Here is a 24,777-nt window from a genome sequence, read left to right as displayed (position 1 = left end):
GCCACCGCCTGGCTTTTAAAGCCGTTTGGAAAAGAACTTGAACAAATTGCCGGCGCGGCCAGCTTCGGCCTCCGGCGCGGCGGCGGCGAAATCGCCGGCGGCCAGTTGCTGCAGCCGGGACAGCGCCTCGTCGGCCGCCACACGCGCCGCCGCCTCGTCCGCGGCCTGGCGCACGGCTTCCTTGCCCTTCAGCCGCGCGTCGCGGATGGTGTACAACGCCTGCTCGCAGGCCGCAGCCTTGGCCAGGATGCTGTCCGCCGCCCGCTGGCCGTCCCAGCCCTTGGCCTCGGCCCAGGAGCGCACCGCCGGCGGCGCCTCGCCCTTGTAGCCGGCGTCCTTGAACGCCTGCGCCTCGGCGGCGGCGCGTTGGTATTCGGCCAGGCGCGGCGGCGAAATCGCATGCCAGTTGGCCTGCGCATCCGCCTCGGCATCCAGGCGCGCGCACTGCGCCAGCCGCTGCTGCTCCAGCCGTTCGGCTTGCAAGGCGGCGTCAAACCGCCACTCCACGCCGGTCCACACATGATCGGCGGAAGGCTGTTCCGGGCGCAGCTCGCCATCGTAAGACAGCAGGTTTTCCACAATTCTCATCGCACCACCTCCCAGGTCAGCAAGGCATTGACGCAGTTGCTGTAACTGATGGCCAGGCCATTATCGTAATCGGCGGGCAGCAGGTTCTTGGTGCCCTCCCCCATCAAATGCTCATCGCCGTTCGCGCCAGTGGCGTCGCCGATTTGGTGCTCCATCTGCAAGACCTGCCACATCGACTTGCCGGCGCTGTGCTCGAACATGCCGGTGCAAGTGGATACCACCGCGTCGCCAACCACGTTATTGGAAGTGATGATCACGGCCGCGCCGGCAATCCACCCCAAATAACTACCCATGCTGGGCGTACCCCCCCCTACCCCTGTCGGGTAACCCAGCCAATAGGCGGCTCCGGTCCAGCCGCCACTGCCATGGCTAACGCTCGAAATCTGCGTCGGATGCGGCGTTATCGTCGATGCGGTGATCCGCCCGGTCTTGATGAAGGGGTCGAACGGCAGATAAACGGTGCCGGAGCCATTCATCGTCACCGACCAGCTGGCTGCGCCGCGATTGATCACTTTCTGTATCACCGGGGCGCTGCCGGCCGCGCCGGTGATCACCCGGGCCAAGCAAACATCCAAGGCCGTGGAGAAAAAACCGCCGCCGGACGCCCCATTGGCGGCGCCCTTCAAGGACGCCGGCGTCGCGTCGGTCAACGCCCCCTTCTGCACATAGCAAGTCAAGACACCGGACACGATCTGGGCGCGCAGGAAATACTCGCTGCCGGGCGCCAATACCGGACTAGTCCAGGCGTTGGTAATCAAAGTCCCTGTTTTGCCGCCGCCGGATTGAGTGTCCTGGCCCAGGCTGATGGCGATGCCGGCTGGCACCGATACCGTGCCGCCCTGGCCCGCCACCGCTGCCGCGGTCAGCGCCGCCCGGTTGTCCGCCGTCGCCACGCAGGGCAGCGGCAAAGCGGCCAAGGGCAGGTCCCGCTTCGCCAACTCCTCGGCGATGCGCTGCTCCACCGCGGAGCGCGTGGCCAGCACCACGCTGGGATCCACCAGCAGCGTTACCGCCGCGGTATTGGACACCTCCAGAATCATGCGCACATAGAGCTGCTTATTGGCGCCGGCCGCCAGCAGCGGCTTGTAGCTCTCCGGAAATTTGCCGATGGCGATCAGATCGCCGCGGCTATCGAACAAGCCCACCTCGCGGATGTAAAAACCGCCCACGGTGTCCGGCAGCACCGCCTCCGCCACCACCCAGTTCGGGTTGTTAGTATCCACCGCCAGATGGTTGAGCGCGCCGCGCCAGGTTTCGTGCTTGAGCGCGGTCTGGCTCTCGCTGGGCGTGTAATACCCGCCATTGTCGCCGTCGCCCACCGCCATCTGGCTGATCTGCAGCGGCGCGCCGTTGGCTTGCGCCGCCGCCAGCTTGGCCTTGCCGCTGGCGGTGAGAAGCGTGAAAAACTCATTGGCCATCGATTGCTCCTGGATAAGATTCAAGGGGTCTCATGCTGCGGGATAAAGCGTGACCGTCTCGACGCTGGCGTACGCCAGGCCCAGCGTCACCGGCGCCTGCTGCCGCAGCGCCGTGGTCTGAAACGGATAGACTGTGGCGGCCTCCACGCTGTCGAGCGCCAGCGCCGCGTTCAAACTGGCGCGCTGCTGCAACGATTCGAGCTGGAACGGGTAGACCGTGGCCAATTCGCCGCCCTGGGTGGCCAGCGCCAGCACCGGCACGGCGCTGCGGTTGCTCAATACCAGCGCCAGCAGCTCCAGCACTGAACGGGCGTTCTTGTATTCGTTGATCATCGCCTCCAGCGCCGTCAGCGTGGCGGCGGCTATGCCGCGCGCGGCCAGGTCGATGTGGATCTTGAAGTGATAGGGCTTGCCGGCGTATTCGAACCATTCGCTGATCTGGCCGGACAAGGCCAGCGTGGCCAACACCTGCTGCAAGGACCAGCGCGTGCCCTTGCTGCGATGCAGATGGATGGACTGCTTGATCAGTTCGCGTTGCTGGCGCGCGCCCTGGCTCAGGCGCCAGCCCTCGTCGCCGGCGACATGGAACTGCTCCGCCAGCGCCGGCAGCCAGCCGGCGTCCACCTGATCCACCAGGTAAACCAGCAGCGTGCTCAGATCGGCGTCGCCCAGCCGGGTAGTGAGCTGTGCCAGATGGCCGAAGCGCGGGTCATTGGCCAGGATATTGGGCGCCACCCCGCCCGCCTTCGCCACGGCGCCGCTCATAGCCGCAGCTCGGTTTCGCGGATCACGCCATCGGCCAGCCGCCACTGCACGGTGAGCCTGGCGTCGCCGTTGCCACCCACGCTGTAAAGCACCCGCGCCACGGTCACGCGCGGCTCGCCGTATAGCGGATGGCTGATCGCCTCCACCGCCTCGCGCACCACGTGCGGCCGGGCGCGGTCCACCGGGTAGTCCAGGTAACGGAACAAATCGCTGCCAAACTCCGGCCGCAGCGGATCGCTGCCCTTGGGCGTGCCCAGGATGATGCGCATGGCCTGATGGATGTCGTCGAGGTTCTCGACGATGTCAGCGGGGGATGCCTGATCGCGGGCCTGCAAGGCCGGCTGCCAGTGCAAGGAGGAGATGTCGGATATTCGGGTCATAGCGACATGATGCCGCATCGCCCGTCGTGGGGCTTTTAAAGCCGGTTAGGGAAACAGTTGAATTACAAGGACAATTTCGCGGACACCGCCGCATGTGGCGCAAGCCTTGCCTCCATGCCTTGACCCTCCGCACCCGGTCGGCAACAATCCTCACGTTGCCGCCCACATGCGGCACACGGGATTGGCGTCCCGTTGCTATGAAATTATGCAAGCAGTACACCCATGGCTCTGCCAACTTGGCAGGCGTGTGGTGGGAGAGTGCTATGCACTCGCCGGTTTCATAGCTCGGTACGCCAATCCTGCCACGCGCCTGCCCAATACCTCAGCCTTCCCCGGCAGGTGGTTTATCTTGTGTCACAGCAGGAGAAACACCATGCATCACGCTCAAACCTTTCCCCCGCGCCGCCGCTACAAACTGAACTCGCTGGCACGCCAAGAAGCCCTGCTCCCCTTTGTCCGCCTTTGCCCCGGCCGCACCTATGCGCATTACTGGCACATGCCCGCGCCCAGCAAGGACTATCCCGCCGATAGCGCCTATGGCCGCGAATGCGCGGCTCACCTATTGCAATGGCTGAAGGACAACCGCGAATACGTTGGCAAGGGCTTGCTCAGTCGCGTCGCGCGCGACATCGATTTTGATGACCGCGACGGACGCGGCCAGTGGATGGGCTTCTTCAACTATCTGGAAATCATGATGCTGTTGGGCGCGGACCGGGTCCGGGTCTACCGCCATGTCGATAGCCAACATCAGCTCTATCTGGCGCTAGGCCAGCGGATCAGTCTGGAGGCGCACTTCCGCCGCATCCGCCTGCGCAATCGCTGACGGGCCAGCGCCGGTATCGCTACGCGCCCCCTCCCTTTTGTCGGGAGGGTGGCGCCGTCAGACACGGCCCACCACCTCACGGTCTTTGCCGCCGATTCAAGCGCCGCAAGCCAAACGCACTTGCTCCAGCAAAGCGTCCGCCCGCGCCCAGTCGCTGTGGCGGCGTGGTCGCGCCGCCGCTTCGTAGGCCTGCATCGCGCTATCGATGTAATCCTGCAGGCCGGGCGTGGCCGGCCCGTATTCCGGCGCCGCGCCGGCGGCCTTCAAGGCCAGCAGGCCGGCCAGCTCCGCGCGCAGACCGGCGTCGCCCAGAGTCTGAGCTGCCAGTTCCTCCAGCGCCAACGGCGGCGGGCTGCGCCGCGCCTTCACCCAATGCGCCGCCAACAAGGGCCGCAGCACGTACAGGTATTTTTTCAGTCGCAGTTGTTGCTCCAGCTTGCGGCCGCGGTAGTTCTTGCGCGCCACCGCCAGATAATGCCAATAGGCCGCCTCGCCGGCGAAGTGCTCCGGCCCCAGTTCCCGCAAGACCCGGCAGGCCGCCGCATGCTGGCGGTAGACCTGCGGCGAGGCCAGCCATTCCAGCAGCGCGGCGTTGCCGCCCAGGGTCAGCCGCAAGGCCTTGCGCAGTTCCCAGCCGCTAATGTCCAGGCCGTCGGCCAACGGCAGCTCGATCACATCGCGCTGGCCGCCGAACTCGTACCATGGTGCCGGGTGCAGATAGACGAAACGCACATCGTAATCGCTGTCCGGCGCCGCATAACCCCAGCTGCGGCTGCCGCCTTCGGCCGCGTAAAGAATGCGCACGCCGTGCTCCGCCTCCACTCGCGCCAGCCGCGCCAGGACCATCCGCCGCGCCGCGTCCGCCTTGCCGTCCGCCTCCTGCGGACGGGTCTGCTCTTGCATCGACATCTCCTTGTCCTTGAGGACGCCTCCCATCGTTTGCAAAATTTCCCTTTACCCTTTTTAAGCTATTTAATACAAATGGCGGATGTCATCGGAGATCAGCGCCGCCGGCGGGCCAGAACCATAATAATCGGCCAGGCAGCCGGCGTCCGCTTCCAATGATGCTACCGGGGAAGAACATATATGAAGCGATGGGGAAAACCATGATCACCACCATCAAGGGCAAGATTCTGGCCGGTTCCGGCCTGTTGATCCTGATCGGTTTTTGCGTGCTGGCCGGCGTCAATATCTATGCCGGTTATCAGAACGCCGAGCAAGCGGTGCTGGACAATGCCAAGTTGCTGGCGGAAAGCGAGGCCGGCCAGGTGCAGCGGCTGCTGGGCAAGACCTACGATTCGGCCCAGGTGGTGGCGGAATCCGCGGTGGCGGTGAAGAACAATCTGCCGCCCAACGCCCGCGCCTTGCTGTCCGACATCGTCAAGGGCCAACTGCCCAATAATCCGGACGCGGTCGGCTATTGGGCGATCTGGGAGCCCAATGCGCTGGATGGCCGCGACGCGGAACTGGCCGGCAAGGAGCACAACGACAAGACCGGCCGCAGCGGGGTGTATTGGTATCGCAAGAGCGGCAAGGTCGACGTGGTGTGGGGCGCCGAGGGCGTCGACGACAGCGCCTACTACACCGAGCCGCGCAAGACCGGCAAGCCGATGCTGACCGAACCCTATGTCGATCCCGACATCAAGATCCTGATGGGCACCATTTCCTTTCCGCTGCTGGTCAACGGCAAGGCGCTGGGCGTGGCCGGCTGCGATATCGCGCTGGGCCATCTGCAGGAGCTGGCCGCCAAGGTCCAGCCCTACCAGCGCGGCTTCATGAGCTTGTATTCCAATAGCGGCATGCAATTGGCCGGCCGTGACCCGGCGCTGAACGGCAAGGCCGACGCCACTCTGCCGGCGACGGCCAAGGCGGCGATCAAGAACGGCCAGCCGGCGGAATACGACAGCGACGACGGCTTCCGTCACTTCATCATGCCCGTCACCGTCGGCGAGGCCGGCATGCCATGGGCGGTACGCATCTCCATTCCGCTGAGCGAGGCGTTCGCGCCGGTGCGCGCCGCCAGTTGGCAATCGGCCTTGATCAGCCTGGGCATCCTGGCCTTGATCCTGCTGCTGCTGGGCGCCACGCTCAGCCGCCTGCTGCGTCCGCTGGGCCGCCTGCAGTCGGCGATGAGCGAGCTGGCCTCGGGCAGCGGCGATCTGACCCGCGCGCTGCCCATCTCAAGCCGCGACGAGATCGGCCTGGCCGCCGGCGCCTTCAACACCTTCACCGGCTCGCTGCGCGCGATGATGCTGGACGTGCGCCGCCACGCCGGCGACGTGCTGGGTTCGGTGCGCCAGCTGTCCGGCGACGTGGACCAGATCCGCGGCAGTTCGGCGCGCCAGTCCGAGGCCGCCAACGCCACCGCCGCCAGCGTGGAACAGTTGTCGGTCAGCGTCAGTCATATCGCGGAATCGGCGCGGGTGGCGGAACAGCGCGCGCGCGAGGCGGACACGCTGTCCAGCGAGGCCTCGGCCAATGTCGACGCCACCGTGCGCGAGATCGGCCGCATTTCGCAGACGGTGCGCGAACTGGCCGAGGTGCTGGGCGGTATGCAGCAGCGCTCTACCCAGATCAGCGGCATCGTGTCGGTGATCCGCGACATCGCCGACCAGACCAATCTCTTGGCCTTGAACGCGGCGATAGAAGCGGCGCGCGCCGGCGAGATGGGCCGCGGCTTCGCGGTGGTGGCGGACGAAGTGCGCAAGCTGGCCGAACGCACCGCCCAGGCCACGCTGGAAATCTCCGGCGTGATCCAGACCATGCAGCAGGACACCAGCAAGGCGGCCGACAGCATGGACGGCGCTTTGCGCCAGGTGGACCAGGGCGTGAAGCTGGCCGAGGACTCCGCGCAGTCCATCCAGCAGATCAGCGGCCATGCGCAGCAGGTGGTGGAATCGGTGGGCGATATCGCCGCTTCCACCTCGGAGCAATCCAGCGCCAGCCAGGAAATCGCCCGCCACATCGAAAACATCCACGGCATGCTGTTGCAAACCGACGAATCCATCAGCCAGGCGCAGCAGGCCACCACCTTGCTGGCGCGCCTGGGCGAGGAGCTGGATACGCTGATCGGCAAGTTCAAGCTGTAAGAGCCTGTTCAAAGTCTCGCGAGCAAGAGCGAGACAAGGCGAAAACCGCTGAGAAAGCGGAATGTACTCGTGGTACATGAGCATTTCGAAGCGGGTTTCAATGCCCTTGTCTAACTATTCCGCCGACGCGCAGCAGATCGTAAACAGCTTCTAAGCTCCGGGCCGGCCTCTCCTCATCGGCGCCGACTCATGCCACAATCCGGCCATCCCCATTGAATCGAGCGCGCCATGTCCCTGCATTTCCACGTGATCCCGGTCACGCCGTTTGCCCAGAACTGTTCCATCCTGTGGTGCGACGCCACCCGCCGCGCCGCGGTGGTGGACGCCGGCGGCGACATCGAACGCATCGCCGATTGGGTGTCCCGCCAGAACCTGACGGTGGAAAAACTGCTGCTGACCCACGGCCATATCGACCACGCCGGCGGCGCCGCGCGGCTGGCGGAGCAACTGGGCGTCAAGATTGAAGGCCCGCAGCGCGCGGAAAGCTTCTGGCTGGACCAGCTGCCGCAACAAGGCCATATGTTCGGCTTTCCGCGCAGCGAGGCGCTGACGCCGGATCGTTGGCTGGAGGAAGGCGACAGCGTCAGCGTGGGCGAGGAAACGCTGAACGTGATTCACTGCCCCGGCCATACCCCGGGCCATGTGGTGTTCCACAGCGCCGGCGCGCGGCTGCTGATCGCCGGCGACGTGCTGTTCCAGGGCTCGATCGGCCGCACCGATTTCCCCATGGGCAATCACCAGCAGCTGATCGACGCGATCCAGCAAAAGCTGTTCCTGCTGCCGGACGACACCACGGTGGTGCCGGGCCACGGCCCCTTGACCACCATAGGCGAGGAAAAACACAGCAATCCCTACGTCGCCAACCCGCGCTATCGCTGAGCCGCGATGCCGCCCGAATTCGAACGCAAGGTGATCGCGCTATTGCTGGCGCTGCCGCCCGGCCGGGTCACCACCTACGGCGCCTTGGCGGAACAGGCCGGCTATCCGCGCCATTCCCGCCACGTCGGCCGGCTGCTCAGCCATTTGCCGGACGGCGTCAGCGTGCCCTGGTTCCGAGTGCTGGGCGCTGGCGGCCGCATCTCGCGCCCGGGCAGCGAGCAGGCCGACTGGCAGCGTCTGCTGCTGGAAGAAGACGGCGTGGAATTGAGCGCGGCCGGCAAGGTGGATTTGCGGCGTTATGGCTGGCCGGACGCGCATTTTTGTAGCAAAAAGTTGTAGTTCCGCAACATTTAATGTTTCACACCAAATATCTACAGCTCAAAATACATCGCATTTACATAAAATGACAAAAATGCGACAGGCCGATTGTAAATACTTTGCAAACGAATATTTCTGAGCTAGTCTGCGCCCGCGCCGACAGGTCTGTCCGCGCGCACTACACGCTACACGCACAATAATCTGGTGAAACAATGAAAACTCGCAATCTGCTGTTGGCCCTGGCTCTGGTGGGCGGCTGTACCGTGGCGCAAGCCGGTGATTACTCCTTCGGCAATGTCAGCTTCAACCAGCTGAACTGGTCGCCGAGCACCCTGGATCGCACGCAAGCCGGCCCGTTCGGCGCCAAGCGCAACTTCCAGTACCTGGAAGCCGAAGGCGGCATCGGCCGTTCCTGGGGCGATGTTTACGGCTTCTTCGACCTGGAGAACTGGAACCGCAACGACAAGGACATCCCGGCGGGCGATCGTCGTTACACCACCAAAGTAGTTGCGCGTTTCAACCTGGCGGAAGTGGGCGGCGTGCCGGTCAAGCTGTACACCCACGTTTACGACACCCGCGGCCACAACTTCTTTGACCAGAACCGCGTGCTGGGCCTGGGCACCGACCTGAGCTTCGGCAAAGTGTGGTTCAAGCCCTTCCTGGGCGTGCATCAGGAACTGAAATACGGCGTCGGCGCCAATATGAACGGCTATATGGCCGGTTATGTCGCCGGTTTCGACTTCACCGCCTTCGGTCAGCCGTTCTCGGTGACCCAGTGGCACGAAACCGAATTCGACCGCGCCAAGGAATACACCACCCTGGCCAGCCCGACCGGCACGACTCAACGCCGTACCGGCCAGAACGGCGCCATCGGCCTGTGGTGGACCCCGATCAAGTCCATGACCGCTGGTCTGCAATACCGCTACGCCGTCAACAAGCTGGGCGTGGCCGGCAACGAGAACGCCGTCATCTACTCGCTGAAATACAACTTCTAAGCCCCACGGGCCTGGAAACCAAAGCCACCCTTCGCGGTGGCTTTTTTCATATCCGTCATCGTCAGCGGCTGGCTGGATCGCAAGGCCGATTGACACCTTACTTACCAGTAAGTATCTTCAACGCCAACACAGGCAAACCAAGTCAATCAAACACTTGCCCGCCGCGCTGGCGCCGCATGCGCGCCGCGACCACAATGAGCTACGCGAGAAACCAACACGAGGACGAAAACATGACGGCATACCCGCACCTGCTGGCCCCGCTGGACCTGGGCTTCACCACGCTGAAGAACCGCGTGCTGATGGGCTCGATGCACACCGGCCTGGAAGAAGCGCCGCAAGGCTTCGAGAAAATGGCGGCCTTTTACGCGGAGCGCGCCCGCGGCGGCGTGGGTCTGATCGTCACCGGCGGCGTGGGCCCCAACCCGGAAGGCTGTGTCGCCGAAGGCGCTTCCATGCTGGCCGACGAGGCCGAGGTGCCGCACCACAAGCTGGTCACCGACGCGGTGCATGCCGCCGGCGGCAAGATCGCGCTGCAAATCCTGCACTCCGGCCGCTACAGCTTCCAGGAAAAATGCGTGTCCGCCTCGCCGCTGATCGCGCCGATCAACTTCTACAAACCGCGCGAGCTGTCCGATGCCGATGTGTGGCAAACCATCGCCGACTTCGCCCGCTGCGCGCGGCTGGCACAGCAGGCCGGCTACGACGGCGTGGAAGTGATGGGCTCGGAAGGCTATCTGATCAATCAATTCATCGCCCGCGCCACCAATAAGCGCGACGACGATTGGGGCGGCAGCTTCGAAAACCGCATCCGCTTCGCCATCGAAACCGTGAAAGCGGTGCGCGCCGCGGTGGGCAGCGATTTCATCATCATTTACCGGCTGTCCATGCTGGACCTGGTGCAGGACGGCAGCTCCTGGGACGAGGTGGCGCATCTGGCCGGCGAGATCGAAAAAGCCGGCGCCACCCTGATCAACACCGGCATAGGCTGGCACGAGGCGCGGGTGCCCACCATCGCCACCATGGTGCCGCGCGGCGGCTTCGCCTGGGTCACCAAGAAGCTGATGGGCAAGGTGAAGATTCCGCTGATCACCACCAACCGCATCAACACTCCGGAAGTGGCCGAGGAGATTCTGGCCGACGGCTGCGCCGACATGGTGTCGATGGCGCGCCCCTTCCTGGCCGATCCGGACTTCGTCAACAAGGCCGCCGCCGGCCGCGGCGACGAGATCAACACCTGTATCGGCTGCAACCAGGCCTGTCTGGACCACATCTTCCAGGGCAAGCTGACCAGCTGCCTGGTCAACCCGCGCGCCTGCCGCGAAACCGAACTGAACTACGGACAAGCCGCCCAGGCCAAGAAGCTGGCCATCGTCGGCGCCGGCCCGGCCGGCCTGGCCTGCGCCACGGTGGCGGCGGAACGCGGCCATCAGGTGACGCTGTTCGACGCCGCGGCGGAAATCGGCGGCCAGTTCAATGTGGCCAAGCGCATCCCCGGCAAGGAAGAGTTCTACGAAACCCTGCGCTATTTCAAGCGCAAGCTGGAACTGAGCGGGGTGGAACTGAAGCTGAACACCCGCGTGGCGGCGGCGGACCTGGCCGGCTTCGACGAAGTGGTGCTGGCCACCGGCATCGCGCCGCGCACCCCGCAGATTCCCGGCGTCGATCATCCCAAGGTGCTCAACTACCTGGACGTGCTCAAGCACGGCAAACCGGTGGGCAAGCGCGTCGCCATCATCGGCGCCGGCGGCATCGGCTTCGACACCGCGGAATTCCTGACCCACGAAGGCAAGTCCAGCTCGCTGGACACCGCCGCCTTCATGCGCGAATGGGGCGTGGACATGACGGTGGAGCATCCGGGCGGCCTCAGTCCGCAAGGCCCGCGGCCGCATCCCAGCCCGCGCGAGGTTTACCTGCTGCAGCGCAAGACCAGCAAAGTGGGCGAAGGCCTGGGCAAGACCACCGGCTGGATCCATCGCGCCAGCCTGCAGATGAAACAGGTGCGCATGCTGTCCGGCGTCAGCTACGACAAGATAGACGACGCCGGCCTGCACATCACGGTGAAGGGCGAAACCCAACTGCTGCCGGTGGACAATGTGATCATCTGCGCCGGCCAGGACCCGCTGCGCGAACTGCAAGCGCCGTTGCAGGCCGCCGGCAAGCCGGTGCATCTGATCGGCGGCGCCGACGTGGCGGCGGAGCTGGACGCCAAGCGGGCGATAGATCAAGGCTCGCGTCTCGCCGCAGCCCTCTAAGAATCTGTTCATAGTCTGCTGTGCTTCGGCGATACGGCGTTGAAAACCGTTGAGAAAGCGGAATGTACAGGTGGTACATGAGCATTTCGAAGCGGTTTTCGCCCTGTCTCGCTCGTGCTCGCGAGATTTTGAACAGCTTCTAAAAGCCTGCCACCCGCTCGCGATCCTGCTTCCCCGGCCAGCCATGCCGTAAAGACATGGCTGGCCCACGGCCGGGAACGCGCCGCGCCACGCGTTCAGGCCGATCTCCAGAGCCACGTCCTCTACCAGCCGCCTTTCCAGGTACGGCGCTTCCTCCGCCTCTCCATCTCCATGCCCTCCCGACGGCCTCGCAAGCCAAGGCGTTGCTTCCATGCCAAAAACACAGTCCTTTAGGACAGATTTACCCTGATAAAACGTTTTAGCTCTTGTTCATTGCACACTTATTTGTCATCGTTGCGCCCATTGCTTTAATTCATATATATGACCATATGACTGACATGCGTCAGGCGGATCTGCGTCTGCCCCTGTACCAGCAAGTCCGCGACGCGCTGGCGCGCGACATCGCCAACCGAGTCTGGAAACCCGGCGAGGCGATTCCCACCGAGGCCGAGCTGGTCGGGCGCTTCCACACCTCCATCGGCACCATCCGCAAGGCGGTGGACCAATTGGTGGCCGACGAGATGGTGGAACGCCGCCAGGGCAAGGGCACCTTCATCAAGCCGGCCAATTTCCAGTCCTCGCTGCTGCGCTTTTTCCGCTTCCACGACGCCGATGGCAAATACCGCATCCCCGAAGCCAGGATTCTGCACCGCGAACAGCTGACGCCGCCGCCGGCCATCGCCGACAGCCTGCAGTTGCCGTCCGGCGGCCAGGCCATCCACCTGACCCGGCTGCGCTACCTGGACCGCGAACCGCTGCTGGCGGAATCGATCTGGCTGCCGGCGACGCGCTTCCAGGCGCTGCTGGCCATTCCGCTGCCCAGCTTCGGCGACCTGCTCTATCCCTTGTACGAGGATTGCTGTCACCAAGTAGTGGCCTCGGCGCGTGAATCGTTGACCGCCGAAGCCATCGCCGCGCCGTACGCCGAACTGCTGCAACTGACGCCCGGCACCCCGGCCATCGTGCTGGAACGCCTGGCCAAGGCCTATGACGGCAGCCCGCTGGAATGGCGCAGCGTGCGCGGCCGCGCCGACAAATTCCGTTACCAGGCGGACATCCGCTGATTCCACGCCGCGCGCGCCATGGCAGTGGCGCGCGCCGCGCATCGACAACAAGCAAAAACCATAAAGGGCAGCACCATGTTGCATTGGTATAAGCAGGTATCGCAGGGCGAGCGCAAGACCTTCTGGGGCTGTTTCGGCGGCTGGGCGCTGGACGCGCTGGACGTGCAGATGTTCAGCCTGGCGATCCCTGCGCTGATCGCCGCCTTCAGCCTGAGCAAGGCCGAGGCCGGCCTGATAGGCAGCGTCACCCTGGTTGCCTCGGCGCTGGGCGGCTGGATCATGGGCGCGGTGTCGGACCGCATCGGCCGGGTGCTGGCGCTGCAGATCACCATCATCTGGTTCTCGCTGTTCACCCTGCTGTCCGGTTTCGCCCAGAGCTATGAGCAATTGCTGGTGCTCAAGGCCTTGCAGGGCTTCGGCTTCGGCGGCGAATGGGCGGCCGGCGCGGTGCTGATGGCGGAAATCATCCGGCCGGAACACCGCGGCAAGGCGATGGCCTCGGTGCAAAGCGCCTGGGCGGTGGGCTGGGGCGCGTCGGTGCTGCTGTATTCGGCGATCTTCCTGCTGTTTCCGGCGGAAATCGCCTGGCGCGTGATGTTCGCCATCGGCATCCTGCCGGCCTTCTTCATCATCTATATCCGCCGCCACATCCCCGAGCCGCCGCGCCGCGAGCGCCAGGCGGCGCCCGCGGTGCCGCTGCTGGACATCTTCAAGCCCAGCGTGCTGCGCATGACCTTGATCGGCTCCCTGATCGGCGTCGGCGCGCACGGCGGCTACGCCGCGCTGATGACCTGGCTGCCGATGTTCCTCAAGACCGAGCGCCACCTGTCCATCCTCGGCACCAGCGGCTACCTGGCGGTGATCATCGTCGCCTTCTGGTGCGGCTGCATGGCCAGCGCCTATCTGCTCGACCGCATCGGCCGCCGCCTCAACCTGCTGTTGTTCTCGATCTGCTGCGTGGCCACGGTGCTGATCTATGTGTTCGCACCGCTGAGCAATCAACTGATGCTGGTCCTGGGCTTCCCGCTGGGCTTTTTCTCCGCCGGCATTCCGTCCAGCCTGGGCGCGCTGTTCAATGAACTCTACCCCAGCGGCATGCGCGGCGCGGGTGTGGGCTTCTGCTACAACTTCGGCCGCATCCTGTCCGCCGGCTTCCCGCTGCTGGTCGGCTATCTGAGCGACGGCTGGACACTGGGCGCCTCCATCGGCGTCAGCGCGGCGCTGGCCTACTCCATCGTGGCGCTGGCGGTGTTCTGCCTGCCGGAAACCAAGGGCAAGCCGCTGCAAGACGAGCCCGTCGATTCGCGCGAGCCGCGCGCCCGCGACGCCCAAGCGTCGGCCTGAGCCGAGCGTCGCGCACTTTCACCGTCATTGTGAGACATCTATGCCACTAAACGACATCGCCAACCGCATCAGCGACGAAGAGTTCGCGCTGGACACCATAGAAGGCGAACGGGTCATCATCACCTCGCCCATCATCCTGGGCACGCAGGGCAGCGAATGGGAAGGCTCGCCGATTTTCCGGCGCGACTATCTGCTGGCCCTGCTCACCCACAGCATCAAGCACCAGGTGCTGGACGCCGCCGACATCGACGCGGCGCTGGATCGCGGCGCGACCGCCTGTCAGGCCTGCGGCTGATGCCAGGCCGATGATAGACGGGCACGCCCACATCTTCCTGCGCCGGCTGGTCGGCACCGCCCCGCTGCGCTACAAGCCCTACCGCGACGCCACGCTGCCGGCCTATCTGTCGCAACTGGACCAATTCGGCATTCGTGGCGGCGTGCTGGTGCAGCCCAGCTTCCTGGGCTGTGACAACGGCTATCTGCTGCAAGGCCTGCGCCGCGGCGCCGGCCGCTTGCGCGGCATCGCGGTGATCGAGCCGGACTGCCCGCTGGCGACGATGCGCGACATGGACGCCGCCGGCGTGGTCGGCCTGCGGCTGAATCTGTTCGGCCGACCGTTGCCGGACCTGAGGTCGCGCGCGTGGCGCCGCTGCCTGGCGCGCGCCGCCAGGCTGGGCTGGCAGGTGGAAGTGCACCGTCCGGCGCAGGATTGGCCCTTGCTGCTGCCGCCGCTGCTGGACGCCGGAGTCAAGGTGGTCATCGACCACTTCGGCCGCCCCCACCCGGCGCTGGGCGTCGACGACCCCGGCTTCCGCTACTTGCTGGACGCCGGCGCCGCCAGCGGCCGCATCTGGGTCAAGATCTCCGCCGCCTACCGCAACGGCCTGGCCGGCCGTGGCGAGGACATCGCCCGCGCCGCGCTGCCGCTGCTCGACGGCGCGCTGGGCCCGGAGCGCATGCTGTGGGGCAGCGATTGGCCGCACACCCAATTCGGCTCCATCCGCTACGCTCGCACGCTGGAACTATTGGAGCAGTGGCTGCCGGACGCCGGGCGCCGCCGGCAAATCACCCACGACACCCCGGCCGAACTGTTCCGTTTCGACGCGCCGGCCGCTACAGAAAATGGCGGTCGTCCGCCAGATGGCTGGCCGGACAGCTGAACATCAACACCAGCGGCGCGGCGCCGGTATTGCTGAGCTGGTGCTGGGTGTTGGCCGGCACCACGAAGGAACACTGCTCCGCCACCGCGTGCTCGCGCGCCGCGCCGGTGGCCACATCCACCAGTCTCATCTCACCGCTGCCGCTGACGATGTGGTAGTGCTCGTCGCCATGACAATGGTAATGGCCGTTGATCGCCACGCCGGGCGCGATTTCGGTCAAATAAGTGCTAAAACCGGCGTCGCCGGCCAATTTAACAATCTTGATGCCGACACTGCCGTCGTATATGCCTTGGTCCAGCTCCGATTTCCAATCAATTACGTTCATTACATTCCTAAATTAAACAGTACTATCGAGCGAAAAAATTCGCGCGCCAAATAAACAAAAAGATGCGAAGCCTATAGCCTATTCGCTAAGTCGCCAATCCCTCGCCCATTTTGCCGGCTCCATCCTTTAGTACAGTTAATCAATTCCAAACAGCCCTTCGCATTGACATTATCGGAACAAAAAACCTATAAGTGCCCAGCACCGACATGACAAACCACTACCCTCTGGCGGCACCTATGGACTACCAACTCGTATCCCCTGAACATTTCTCCGAGGAGCAAAGCGAATTTGTGTCGAAGTTCCGCGAGTCCATCTTCCAGCTCTCCGGTCAAACCGACATGATAGTCGGCGCCAAGGACGTCAACTCGCGCCATCTGGTGGCCAGCGACGCCTACGCCAGGATCGTGGCGCTCGCGCGCGGCGCCGATGTCATCGACCGCCTGGACAAGGAAATGCCCTGCGAAGGCACCGCCCAGTTCGCCGATTGCTATGTGCAGGAAGACCTGGCGCTGATGCGCGGCGGCGACCCCAACGCCAAAGCATCCATCCTCAACGTGCATGAATACGGCGACGGTCTCAAGGCACGGGTGTTTTCCAAGCATCTGCTCCGGCACGAGCCTACGCGCGCCATCCTCGGCACCGTCTATTACGCCCATGAAATCGAAGTCGCCAACTTCATCAGCCTGATGCCCAATTACATTCTGGAGTTCGGCTCCGGCTGCAGCATTGAACAGGTGCAAGGCAAATTCAAACTGCAAGACGTGGAACTGACCGAATACGAACAGGAAGTGAGTTTCCTGCTGCTATTGAATTGGGATTTCAAGCAAATCGCCGATTTCATGAATAAATACCGGCCCAAGCCCAAAACCCGGGTGGCGGACTCCATCATCAAGAGCAAGAACTATATCTGTGAAAAGCTGGGGCTGCCGTCGCAACGCCGTGCCGAGCTCTGCGACGCGCTGATCGCCGCCGGCATGCATCGCAAAATGCCGGCCTCGCTGTTCAGCCGCCTGATCGGTTCCAAGCAGCTATGACGCCTTCCCGGCGATTCTCCATTTTCCTGGAGTTACTCAAAAAGCATAAAAAGACTATGCTCTGAGCCTGAAGCGGTAGGCTGCGCGGGCAACGCCCGCGCGGGACAGCCTGCCGCGCGGACGGACTGCCATCCCCCGCCGACATGCCGCCATGCACGCGCGGCGCCCGACAGCGACTAAGAGCCGCTAACAACACCTCGCAGAGAACCTGAGCCAAGGCGCGCCGACGCAGGCAGTACCCGTAGCACGACAAGGAAGCGCAACGCAGGATCAGGGGTTTTGTTAGCGGGTCTAAATCAAAACTTCAGCTGCACCCAACACCGACGCCGACAACAGATTGGCGCGGTCAGAAAACGCGACGAGGTATCAGGCCTCCGCGCAGCGGCCAACGGCGCCAAGCCGGCGTCCGCGGCAAGCGCGGGGCCATTTCAAGATCAACGCGGGCCAAAGAGAAACCACGATGCGACAGGAGTCAGCAATGAGCATACGCGCCTTGAATTATGGCAAGCCTTCCGCCAGATCCTTATCCGGCATCGCCAGAAACGTGGAAGCGTTCGCGCTGGACACGATAGACGGCGAGCGCGTGATCATCACCCTGCCCGCCATCCAGGGCGAACAGGGCAGTGAATGGGAAGGGTCCTTGATTTTCCGCCACGACTATCTGCTGGAGCTGCTGGCCTACAGCGTGGAACACGGCATCATCAAGCCAGGGGAAGTGAGCAGGGCCTTGATAGCCGGCAGTTCGCGCCCAGCGCCAGGCTGAGCCTTCCCTCCGCCAACCGCCGCGCCCAGCGCGGCGGTTTTGTTTTCAGCGGCCGGCCCGGCGGCAAGCCTCGGCCAGTTCGCGCGCGGCGGCGGCGGGATCGGGCCGCGCGAACAGGCCGCCGATCACCGCCAGCGCATCCGCCCCCGCCCGCAACACCTGGCCGGCATTGCCGGCGTCTATGCCGCCTATCGCCACCATGGGCGCGCCCAGCGCCCGCGCGGCGGCGAACAGGCTCAGCGGCGCCTGCGCCGCTTGCGGCTTGGTGGCGGATGGAAACACCGCGCCGAAGGCGATATAGCTGGCGCCGGCTTCCACCGCGCGCCGCGCCCGCTCCAGGCTGTCGTAACAAGAAGCGCCTATCACCGCCGCCGCGCCCAGCCGCCGCCGCGCCGCGCTCAGCGCCGCGTCATCGCGCCCCAAGTGCACGCCATCGGCGCCCGTCTGCACCGCCAGCTCCACATCGTCGTTGACGATGAAGAGCACGCCATGACGCCGACACAGATCGGCCAGCGCCCGCGCCTGTTCCAGCCGCAGCGCCGCGTCCTCGCTCTTGTTGCGGTATTGCAGGATGTCGATGTGCGGCGCCACCGCCGCCACCTGGCTCAGCAAGCTCACGCTGTCCACGGTGTCCGGCGTGACCGCGTACAAGCCCTCAAGCCTGGGCGGCATCGTCTTCGTCCTCGTCGCCGCGCGCCCAGAACATGCGGTCGGGCAGGAACTGGCCCATGCCGGGACGGAAACCGTTGATCAGGGATTGATAGGTGTACTCCTGCGCCTCGCGCACCGCCTCCGGCAGCAACAGGCCGGTGGCCAGCATGCCGGCGATGGCCGAGGCCAGCGTGCAGCCGGAGCCGTGGTAGCTGCCCGGCAGACGCTCCCAGGCGTCGGAGCGCACCAGGCCGCCGGGACCGTACAGCTGGTTGACCACTTCCTTGGTGTTTTCGTGGGTGCCGGTGATCAGCAGGTGCGGGCAGCCCAGCGCCAGGATGCGCTGCGCGCACTGCTCCAGCGTCAGATCCTCGTCCTCGTCGGCGTCGTTGCTGGCGATGCGCCGCGCTTCTATGCTGTTGGGCGTCAGGATGGACACCTGCGGAATCAGCATGTCGCGCATCGCGGCGATCAGGTCCTCGTCGGCCAACTCGTGGCCGCCGCCGCTGGCCAGCACCGGATCCAGCACCACCGGGATGTCCGGGTAGTCCGCGATCAGCTGCGCCACCACCGCCACGTTCTCCACGCTGCCCAGCATGCCGATCTTGAAAGCGGTGACCGGAATGTCTTCCATCAGAAAACGCGCCTGGTCATTGACCCAGTCCGCGTCCAGCACCATAAAGTCATTGATGCCGACGGTATCCTGCACCGTAATCGCGGTGATCACCGACAAAGGATGGCATCCCAGGCTGGCCAGCGTCAGAATGTCGGCCTGGATGCCGGCGCCGCCGGAAGGGTCCGAGCCCGCCAGGGTAAGGACCACGGGAGGAGTGGGCTGAGTGGTCAAGACGGAAACCTCTTCGTTCTGTATATGGGCGGAGCGGCCGGCAGGCGCATTGTCAGTGTCGCGGACCACTCTTAGAATAACTGTTTTACTCGATCACAAGGTGATGCGATGCGTACTTGGATGTGTCTGATCTGCGGCTTTATCTACGACGAGGAAGCCGGCCGTCCGGAGGATGGTATCCCGCCGGGCACCAAGTGGGAAGACATTCCGCCCAACTGGACTTGCCCGGATTGCGACGCGCGCAAAGACGATTTCGAAATGGTGGAAATCTGAGCCGGCGCCAACGCCCGCCGGGATGCTCCGCCGCGCCGCCGACAAGCGGCCACGAGGCCATACCGCAATGAAAAGTTTCTGGAGTCAAACCCTGGCCGCCCTGCTGGCCGCAACCACCCTGGCCGGCTGTGCCCAGGTCAACACCACCCAGGGCGGCGCCGTCGGCGTCAGCCGCGGTCAGACCATGCTGCTGTCCAGCCAGGAAGTGGAGCAGATGTCGGCCAAATCCTATGCCCAGCAGCTGGGCAAGGCGCGCGCCGGCGGCCAGCTCAATACCGACGCGGCGATGACGGCGCGGGTGCGCCGGATATCCCAGCGCCTGATCGCCCAGGCGCCGGTATTCCGTCCCGACGCCGCCAAATGGCGCTGGGAAGTCAATGTGATGCGCAATGACGAACCCAATGCCTATGCGATGGCCGGCGGCAAGATCATGGTCTACTCCGGCCTGATCACCAAGCTCAAGCTGAGCGACGCCGAACTGGCCGCCGTCATCGGCCATGAAATCTCGCACGCGCTGCGCGAACACTCGCGCGAGGGCATGAGCCAGGCTTACGCCCAGCAAGTCGGCCTGTCGCTGGTGGGCGCGGTGGCCGGTCTCAAGCAGAACCAGATGGACATGGCCGCCATGGTCACCGATGTGGCGCTGTCCAAGCCCAATAGCCGCACCATGGAATCCGAGGCCGACATCATGGGCCTGGAACTGATGGCGCGCGCCGGCTACGACCCCAACGCCGCGGTCAATGTGTGGAACAAGATGCAGGCGGCCGGCAATGGCGGCGGCGTGGAATTCCTGTCCACCCATCCGTCCGGCCCCACCCGCATCCGCGACCTGCAGCAGCGCATCCCGCAAGTGATGCCGCTGTACCAGGCGGCGAAGAAAGGCTGAGCATGGGCTTGAGCAAAGAGGACGTGGACGCGCTGCTGGCCCAGGCCCGCGCCTTGCCGGGCGCCCAGTTCGACATCAAGTGGGAAACCCGGCGCGTGCTCAGCCTGGAAAGCAAGATGTTCGCGCTGTTCCACGACGACACGGTGATGTACAAGGTGGCCGCCGACGATTTTCTCGTCCTCAGCGGCCTGCCCGGCGTGCGACCGGCGCCGTATCTGGCGCGGGCGCGCTGGATAGAAGTGTCGTCGCTGGAGGCGCTGAGCCTGGAACAGCTGCACGTCGGCCTCGCCGACGCGCGGCGCCTGGTGCTGGCCAAGCTGCCCAAGGCGCTCAGGCAACGCTACGAGGCGTCGGCGTGAACACCGCCGGCCAGGCCCGGCGCCGCCCGGCGCCGACACCCATGGACAGACCCTCCGCAACGACAAGGACATCGTGAGCTACCTTTATCTGAAAGCCTTCCACATCTTCTTCGTGGTGTCCTGGTTCGCCGGGCTGTTCTACCTGCCGCGCCTCTACGTGAACCTGGCGCTGGCGGAACAGGACGCCGAATACCAGCGCCTGCTGCTGATGGCGCGCAAGCTCTACCGCTTCATGACCCCGCTGGCCGCGCTGGCGCTGGCCACCGGTCTTGGCCTGTGGCTGGGCTTCGGCATCGGCGGCGGCTGGCTGCACGCCAAGCTGACCCTGGTGCTGCTCTTGGTCGGCTACCACGGCTGCTGCGGCAAGCTCTACCGCGACTTCGCCGCCAAAACCAACCGCCGCAGCCATACCTGGTTCCGCGTGTTCAACGAACTGCCGGTGCTGGTATTGCTGGCGGTGGTGATTCTGGTGGTGGTCAAACCGTTCTGAGGAGATGGATCGCATGCGCAAATGGATTGCATTGTGGCTGGGCTGTCTGCCCGCCTGGGCCGCCACCCCGCTGCCGCCCAAGCCGGCGCTGCCGCCGGAAGTGGTGGCCACGCTGCGCCGCGACGGCGCCGAACTGCTGCGGCTGCCGATGTGCGTGGACGCCAAGGGCGCCTTCTCCGGCCAGCGCGAAGTGGGCGACGCCCTGCTCAGCATCGGCGGCAACGTCGCCGCGGTGCGCGCCCAGGCCAAGCCGCTGCTGAGCGCCAGCGCCAGCTGGAGCGACCAGGATGGCAAGCGCATGATCAGCGCCCAGACCCTGATCGGCGCGCAGCCGGAACTGGTGGGCAGCTGGCCGCAGCGCGCCACGCCTTACGGCCAGGCCAGCGGCGTGGTGTCCCAACAAAGCAGCCTATCGCTGTATCTGCAGATTTCGCCGCGCGCGGAAGCCTGTGGCAAACCCAAGGGCGAACAGATCGCCCATTAGAACCGGTTCAATCGCCGCCGCGTGTCGGCATTGAACAGGCTCTCAGGAGCAAGAAATGGCAGTGGAAATCGAACGCCGCTTCGTCGTCATCGGCGACGCCTGGCGCGGCCTGGCCCCCGGCGTGCAATACCGCCAGGGTTATCTATCGGTGGAAAAGGAGCGCACCGTGCGCGTGCGCGTGGTCGGCGACCAAGCCTGGCTGACGCTGAAAAGCAATATCAGCAACGTCAGCCGCCACGAGTTCGAATACCCGGTGCCGCTGGCCGACGCGCAAACCATCATGGGAGCGATGTGCCCGATGGTGGTGGACAAGCTGCGCCACCGCATCGAGCATGGAGGCTTCATCTGGGAAGTGGACGAATTCTTCGGCGAAAACGCCGGCCTGGTCTTGGCAGAAATCGAACTGCCGGATGAAAGCACCCCCTTCGACAAGCCGGAATGGATAGGCGCGGAAGTCACCGAGGACGGCCGCTACACCAACGCCTATCTGTCCAAGAACCCTTATAGCCGCTGGTAGTCTTGCCGGTCTGCCGCTATAGGCTACTTCCAGCTTGGATCAGCGCTATGCGAATGGGTTGCCATATTGCAGAACGTAATCATGGTAGCCCATTCTGAATAGCCTATGCTCCATCTCTATTCCCGCCGCATCACCCGCGTGCACAGATTTTAATACGCTTTCCGAAAACTCCATGGCCGCGGTTCCATTCGCCGTGATCAGGTTTCTATCCCGCACCGTTTGCGCTGCGATAAAGCCTGCGTGATGGCGATATTCCGGATATTCCGCCCACAAATGCTGGGCATTGCCGGTGTGGCGATAATCATTCAACAAGCCATTTCGCGCCAAAAAATCCACCGCCCCGCAAATTGCCGCCACGACACCCCCTGTTGCCAAGCAAGCGGCAACCCTCTCCCTCAACTCAGGGCTGTCCAGGCCCCAGCCGTTGCCGCCGACTAAAACCAACAGCGCGGTATCGCCGGGAATATCCATCAGAGAGTAGTCAACAACCGTTGTAAAACCGCCCATGGATTTGCACACGCCCCGCTCCAAGGAGGCCGTGGCCACCGACCACTGCTTGCTCATCGCCAGCCGGCTGGCCAGAAAAGCGCTTTCCCACTCGGCGTACTCATCCAATAAGAAAAATACGGCTTTTTTCATGACGCGTTCTCTATCGAAAATGACATGGTCAAAAGCATATATCACTCATAGCCCACCCACACCAGCCTCGGTTAAAATAGCGGCCAATGGCGGGTCCAGCGCCCGCGCCCAATCCGAACACACCCGCGGCCGCGGCCGCCCGACAAGGAAACGCACATGTCCCGCAATCTGGAACTGTTTGAACGTGGCAAGAAATCCATCCCCGGCGGCGTCAACTCGCCGGTGCGCGCCTTCGGCCAGGTCGGCGGCACGCCGCGCTTCGTCAAGCGCGCCGAAGGCGCCTACTTCTGGGACGCCGACGACAAACAGTATCTGGACTACGTAGGTTCCTGGGGCCCGGCCATCGTCGGCCATGCCCACCCGGACGTGGTGCGCGCGGTGCAGGAAGCGGCCGTCGGCGGCCTGTCCTTCGGCGCGCCCACCGAGGGCGAAGTGCTGATCGCCGAGGAAATCCGCAAGCTGCTGCCCTCGGTCGAGCAAGTGCGCCTGGTCTCCTCCGGCACCGAGGCCACCATGTCGGCGATCCGCCTGGCGCGCGGTTTCACCGGCCGCGACCTCATCGTCAAATTCGAAGGCTGCTACCACGGCCACTCCGACAGCCTGCTGGTCAAGGCCGGCTCCGGCCTGCTCACCTTCGGCAACCCGTCCTCCGGCGGCGTGCCGGCCGACTGCACCAAGCACACCCTGGTGCTGCAGTACAACGACGTCGAACAGCTGGACAAGACCTTCCGCGAAATCGGCGACCAGATCGCCTGCGTGATCCTGGAACCGATCGCCGGCAATATGAACTTGATCCAGCCCTCGGCCGAGTTCGTCCAGGCGCTGCGCAGCCTGACCGAGCAACACGGCGCGGTGCTGATCTACGACGAAGTGATGACCGGCTTCCGCGTGGCGCTGAACTGCGCCCAGGGCCTGCACGGCATCAAGCCGGACCTGACCACGCTGGGCAAGGTGGTGGGCGGCGGCATGCCGCTGGCGGCCTTTGGCGGCCGCGCCGACATCATGGCCTGCATCGCGCCGCTGGGCAACGTCTACCAGGCCGGCACCCTGTCCGGCAATCCGCTGTCGGTGGCCGCCGGCCTCGCCACCCTCAAGCTGATCCAGCAGCCGGGCTTCCACGCAGAGCTGGGCCGCCGCACCGCGCGCCTGGCCCAGGGCCTGGCCGACGCCGCGCGCGCGGCCGGCGTGACCATGAGCAGCGACAGCGTGGGCGGCATGTTCGGCTTCTACTTCAGCGAGCACGCGCCCAAGTCCTACGCCGAAGCCACCCGCTGCGACATCGAACGCTTCAAGCGCTTCTTCCACGCGATGCTGGACGAAGGCGTCTACCTGGCGCCGTCCGCCTACGAAGCCGGTTTCGTCTCCAGCGCCCACAGCGACGACCTCATCGAGCAGACCCTGGCCGCCGCCGCCCGCGCGCTGAGCCGCGTCTAAGCCTGAACGCCGCCGCTTCGATGCGGCGGCGCCTTCCCGCATGCACATCCCTGCCACCCGCCTGGCCTGGCGGCTGCGCATCGAAGCCTCCGGCGTCGAACTGCAGCCCTGCGAGCAAACGCGAGGTCCCGACGGCCATGGCCGCGGCCGGCGCCTGCCGCTGGCCAGGCTGCTGGCGGAACAAGAGCAACTGGACTGGCTCAGCGGCCAGGACCGGCTGATCCTGCGCGCGCTGGCCGCCTTGCAGGCCGACATCGCCGCCGACGGGCACGCGGCGCTGGACGCGCTAGCCGCGCTGCCGCTGCTGGTCGGCCACCCGGCGCTGTATTGGGCCGACGCGCCGGAACAGCCGCTGCGGGTGGAAGCCGGCCAAGTGGCGCTGGAACTCGAGCGCCAGGGCGAACAGATCTCCCTGCGGCTAAGCCCGCCCGGCATCGCCGCCTGCGCCGGCGTGCTGTGGCGCAAGCTGGCGCCGGACCGGCTCGCGGTCTACCGGCTGGACGAGGAAGTGCGCCAGATCGCCGCCCTGCTTGGCCACAGCCTGAGCCTGCCCTGGCACGCCCGCAAGAAAGTGCTGGACGCCATCCGCGACATCGCGCCGGAACTGCCCTTGCACGACGTCAGCGCCAGCTTCGACGACAGCCTGCCCAGCCAGCCGGCCGACGCCGTTCTGCGCGCGCTGCTGCGGCTGGACGAGACCGGCTTGCGGCTGCAGCTGAAAGTGCGTCCGCACCCGGCCAGCGCGCTGTACGCGCCCGGACGCGGCGCGCCCGGACTGGTGGTGAGCGTGGACGGCGTCGCGCTGCAGCTCAAGCGCGACCTCGCCGCCGAACGCGCCCGTCAGCGCCAGGTCCACGCC

At 65.0% G+C, this 24,777-nt stretch carries 28 protein-coding genes and 1 pseudogene; 20 read left to right on the top strand and 9 right to left on the bottom strand.

Going from position 1 to position 24,777, the window contains the following annotated elements; translation table 11 throughout:
- Positions 1-15: 15 nt before the first annotated feature.
- From LQT98_RS00515 to LQT98_RS00500, 4 genes are read right to left on the bottom strand one after another with little or no spacing between them, the layout of a single operon-like run.
- The gene (locus LQT98_RS00515; RefSeq protein ID WP_231460746.1) at positions 16-588 is read right to left on the bottom strand and encodes a hypothetical protein; all 573 of its coding nucleotides are present in this window, start codon (positions 586-588) and stop codon (positions 16-18) included.
- A complete protein-coding gene (locus LQT98_RS00510; protein ID WP_231460745.1) occupies positions 585-2,006 on the bottom strand; it encodes a phage tail protein in 1,422 nt (473 codons plus the stop codon). The genes LQT98_RS00515 and LQT98_RS00510 overlap by 4 nt, the downstream gene beginning before the upstream one ends.
- 30 nt (positions 2,007-2,036) lie before the next feature.
- Positions 2,037-2,771 carry a phage tail protein I gene (locus LQT98_RS00505; protein WP_231460744.1) on the bottom strand — a complete coding sequence of 245 codons (735 nt, stop codon included), beginning with the start codon at positions 2,769-2,771 and terminating at the stop codon, positions 2,037-2,039.
- Positions 2,768-3,151: a GPW/gp25 family protein gene (locus tag LQT98_RS00500; protein WP_231460743.1), complete on the bottom strand. Its 384-nt coding sequence runs from the start codon at positions 3,149-3,151 to the stop codon at positions 2,768-2,770. The genes LQT98_RS00505 and LQT98_RS00500 overlap by 4 nt, the downstream gene beginning before the upstream one ends.
- Before the next feature lie 373 nt (positions 3,152-3,524).
- Here LQT98_RS00500 and LQT98_RS00495 point away from each other — a divergent pair, with 373 nt between their 5' ends.
- On the top strand, positions 3,525-3,974 hold the full coding sequence (locus LQT98_RS00495) for a hypothetical protein (protein WP_231460742.1): 450 nt from the start codon (positions 3,525-3,527) through the stop codon (positions 3,972-3,974).
- A gap of 96 nt (positions 3,975-4,070) precedes the next feature.
- Here LQT98_RS00495 and LQT98_RS00490 read toward each other — a convergent pair whose 3' ends face one another.
- Positions 4,071-4,877: a nucleotidyltransferase domain-containing protein gene (locus tag LQT98_RS00490; protein WP_231460741.1), complete on the bottom strand. Its 807-nt coding sequence runs from the start codon at positions 4,875-4,877 to the stop codon at positions 4,071-4,073.
- A gap of 203 nt (positions 4,878-5,080) precedes the next feature.
- Between LQT98_RS00490 and LQT98_RS00485 the strand changes: the two genes are divergently transcribed.
- The 9 genes from LQT98_RS00485 (at position 5,081) to LQT98_RS00445 (ending at position 15,216) form a co-directional block, all read left to right on the top strand.
- On the top strand, positions 5,081-7,063 hold the full coding sequence (locus tag LQT98_RS00485; RefSeq protein ID WP_231460740.1) for a methyl-accepting chemotaxis protein: 1,983 nt from the start codon (positions 5,081-5,083) through the stop codon (positions 7,061-7,063).
- Positions 7,064-7,291: 228 nt separating this feature from the next.
- Entirely contained in the window at positions 7,292-7,942 is a 651-nt protein-coding gene (locus tag LQT98_RS00480; protein ID WP_269325873.1) for an MBL fold metallo-hydrolase, read from the top strand.
- A gap of 6 nt (positions 7,943-7,948) precedes the next feature.
- Positions 7,949-8,281, top strand: coding sequence for an MGMT family protein (locus LQT98_RS00475; RefSeq protein WP_048408993.1), 333 nt, complete (start codon positions 7,949-7,951; stop codon positions 8,279-8,281).
- Positions 8,282-8,472: 191 nt separating this feature from the next.
- Positions 8,473-9,255, top strand: a complete 783-nt coding sequence (locus tag LQT98_RS00470; protein WP_048408994.1) for an outer membrane protein OmpK — start codon at positions 8,473-8,475, stop codon at positions 9,253-9,255.
- A 230-nt stretch (positions 9,256-9,485) separates the two neighbouring features.
- A complete protein-coding gene (locus tag LQT98_RS00465; RefSeq protein WP_048409026.1) occupies positions 9,486-11,507 on the top strand; it encodes an NADPH-dependent 2,4-dienoyl-CoA reductase in 2,022 nt (673 codons plus the stop codon).
- A gap of 470 nt (positions 11,508-11,977) precedes the next feature.
- Complete coding sequence (locus LQT98_RS00460; protein WP_197081406.1) at positions 11,978-12,712, top strand: GntR family transcriptional regulator; 735 nt, start codon at positions 11,978-11,980, stop codon at positions 12,710-12,712.
- A gap of 75 nt (positions 12,713-12,787) precedes the next feature.
- On the top strand, positions 12,788-14,056 hold the full coding sequence (locus tag LQT98_RS00455; RefSeq protein WP_048408996.1) for an MFS transporter: 1,269 nt from the start codon (positions 12,788-12,790) through the stop codon (positions 14,054-14,056).
- 40 nt (positions 14,057-14,096) lie between these two features.
- The gene (locus LQT98_RS00450) at positions 14,097-14,351 is read left to right on the top strand and encodes a hypothetical protein (RefSeq protein ID WP_048408997.1); all 255 of its coding nucleotides are present in this window, start codon (positions 14,097-14,099) and stop codon (positions 14,349-14,351) included.
- Between the two features lie 10 nt (positions 14,352-14,361).
- The gene (locus LQT98_RS00445) at positions 14,362-15,216 is read left to right on the top strand and encodes an amidohydrolase family protein (protein WP_231460739.1); all 855 of its coding nucleotides are present in this window, start codon (positions 14,362-14,364) and stop codon (positions 15,214-15,216) included.
- On the opposite strand, the gene LQT98_RS00440 is transcribed toward LQT98_RS00445, so the two are convergent.
- Positions 15,170-15,541, bottom strand: a complete 372-nt coding sequence (locus LQT98_RS00440; protein ID WP_231460738.1) for a cupin domain-containing protein — start codon at positions 15,539-15,541, stop codon at positions 15,170-15,172. The two genes, LQT98_RS00445 and LQT98_RS00440, sit on opposite strands and share 47 nt — an antisense overlap.
- Before the next feature lie 236 nt (positions 15,542-15,777).
- Between LQT98_RS00440 and LQT98_RS00435 the strand changes: the two genes are divergently transcribed.
- The gene (locus LQT98_RS00435) at positions 15,778-16,575 is read left to right on the top strand and encodes a hypothetical protein (RefSeq protein WP_048409000.1); all 798 of its coding nucleotides are present in this window, start codon (positions 15,778-15,780) and stop codon (positions 16,573-16,575) included.
- Between the two features lie 478 nt (positions 16,576-17,053).
- A complete protein-coding gene (locus LQT98_RS00430) occupies positions 17,054-17,338 on the top strand; it encodes a hypothetical protein (RefSeq protein ID WP_048409001.1) in 285 nt (94 codons plus the stop codon).
- 45 nt (positions 17,339-17,383) lie between these two features.
- Here the strand turns inward: LQT98_RS00430 and thiE are convergent, their stop codons facing one another.
- The gene (gene thiE, locus LQT98_RS00425) at positions 17,384-18,010 is read right to left on the bottom strand and encodes a thiamine phosphate synthase (protein WP_231460737.1); all 627 of its coding nucleotides are present in this window, start codon (positions 18,008-18,010) and stop codon (positions 17,384-17,386) included.
- Positions 17,994-18,836, bottom strand: a complete 843-nt coding sequence (gene thiD, locus LQT98_RS00420) for a bifunctional hydroxymethylpyrimidine kinase/phosphomethylpyrimidine kinase (protein ID WP_231460736.1) — start codon at positions 18,834-18,836, stop codon at positions 17,994-17,996. The genes thiE and thiD overlap by 17 nt, the downstream gene beginning before the upstream one ends.
- A gap of 108 nt (positions 18,837-18,944) precedes the next feature.
- On the opposite strand from thiD, the gene LQT98_RS00415 reads away from it, so the two are divergent.
- From LQT98_RS00415 to LQT98_RS00390, 6 genes are all read left to right on the top strand, one after another.
- Positions 18,945-19,109 carry a rubredoxin gene (locus LQT98_RS00415; RefSeq protein WP_039756174.1) on the top strand — a complete coding sequence of 55 codons (165 nt, stop codon included), beginning with the start codon at positions 18,945-18,947 and terminating at the stop codon, positions 19,107-19,109.
- 67 nt (positions 19,110-19,176) lie between these two features.
- Complete coding sequence (locus tag LQT98_RS00410) at positions 19,177-19,995, top strand: M48 family metallopeptidase (RefSeq protein ID WP_231460735.1); 819 nt, start codon at positions 19,177-19,179, stop codon at positions 19,993-19,995.
- A 2-nt stretch (positions 19,996-19,997) separates the two neighbouring features.
- On the top strand, positions 19,998-20,354 hold the full coding sequence (locus tag LQT98_RS00405) for an MmcQ/YjbR family DNA-binding protein (protein ID WP_231460734.1): 357 nt from the start codon (positions 19,998-20,000) through the stop codon (positions 20,352-20,354).
- Positions 20,355-20,427: 73 nt separating this feature from the next.
- Positions 20,428-20,844 carry a CopD family protein gene (locus LQT98_RS00400; RefSeq protein ID WP_107802058.1) on the top strand — a complete coding sequence of 139 codons (417 nt, stop codon included), beginning with the start codon at positions 20,428-20,430 and terminating at the stop codon, positions 20,842-20,844.
- Positions 20,845-20,857: 13 nt separating this feature from the next.
- The gene (locus LQT98_RS00395) at positions 20,858-21,328 is read left to right on the top strand and encodes a hypothetical protein (RefSeq protein WP_048409005.1); all 471 of its coding nucleotides are present in this window, start codon (positions 20,858-20,860) and stop codon (positions 21,326-21,328) included.
- A gap of 55 nt (positions 21,329-21,383) precedes the next feature.
- The gene (locus tag LQT98_RS00390; RefSeq protein WP_048409006.1) at positions 21,384-21,845 is read left to right on the top strand and encodes a CYTH domain-containing protein; all 462 of its coding nucleotides are present in this window, start codon (positions 21,384-21,386) and stop codon (positions 21,843-21,845) included.
- Positions 21,846-21,890: 45 nt separating this feature from the next.
- On the opposite strand, the gene LQT98_RS00385 is transcribed toward LQT98_RS00390, so the two are convergent.
- A complete protein-coding gene (locus LQT98_RS00385; protein ID WP_231460733.1) occupies positions 21,891-22,484 on the bottom strand; it encodes a DJ-1/PfpI family protein in 594 nt (197 codons plus the stop codon).
- A gap of 156 nt (positions 22,485-22,640) precedes the next feature.
- Here LQT98_RS00385 and hemL point away from each other — a divergent pair, with 156 nt between their 5' ends.
- Positions 22,641-23,918 (top strand): glutamate-1-semialdehyde 2,1-aminomutase, encoded by a 1,278-nt coding sequence (gene hemL, locus LQT98_RS00380; RefSeq protein ID WP_231460732.1) that lies wholly within the window; start codon positions 22,641-22,643, stop codon positions 23,916-23,918.
- A gap of 40 nt (positions 23,919-23,958) precedes the next feature.
- Positions 23,959-24,777, top strand: a pseudogene (locus tag LQT98_RS00375) (DEAD/DEAH box helicase); the annotation flags it as partial.

Source organism: Chromobacterium aquaticum (genome assembly GCF_021129195.1).
Classification (GTDB): domain Bacteria; phylum Pseudomonadota; class Gammaproteobacteria; order Burkholderiales; family Chromobacteriaceae; genus Chromobacterium; species Chromobacterium aquaticum.
This window is presented reverse-complemented; position numbering and strand designations above follow the sequence as displayed.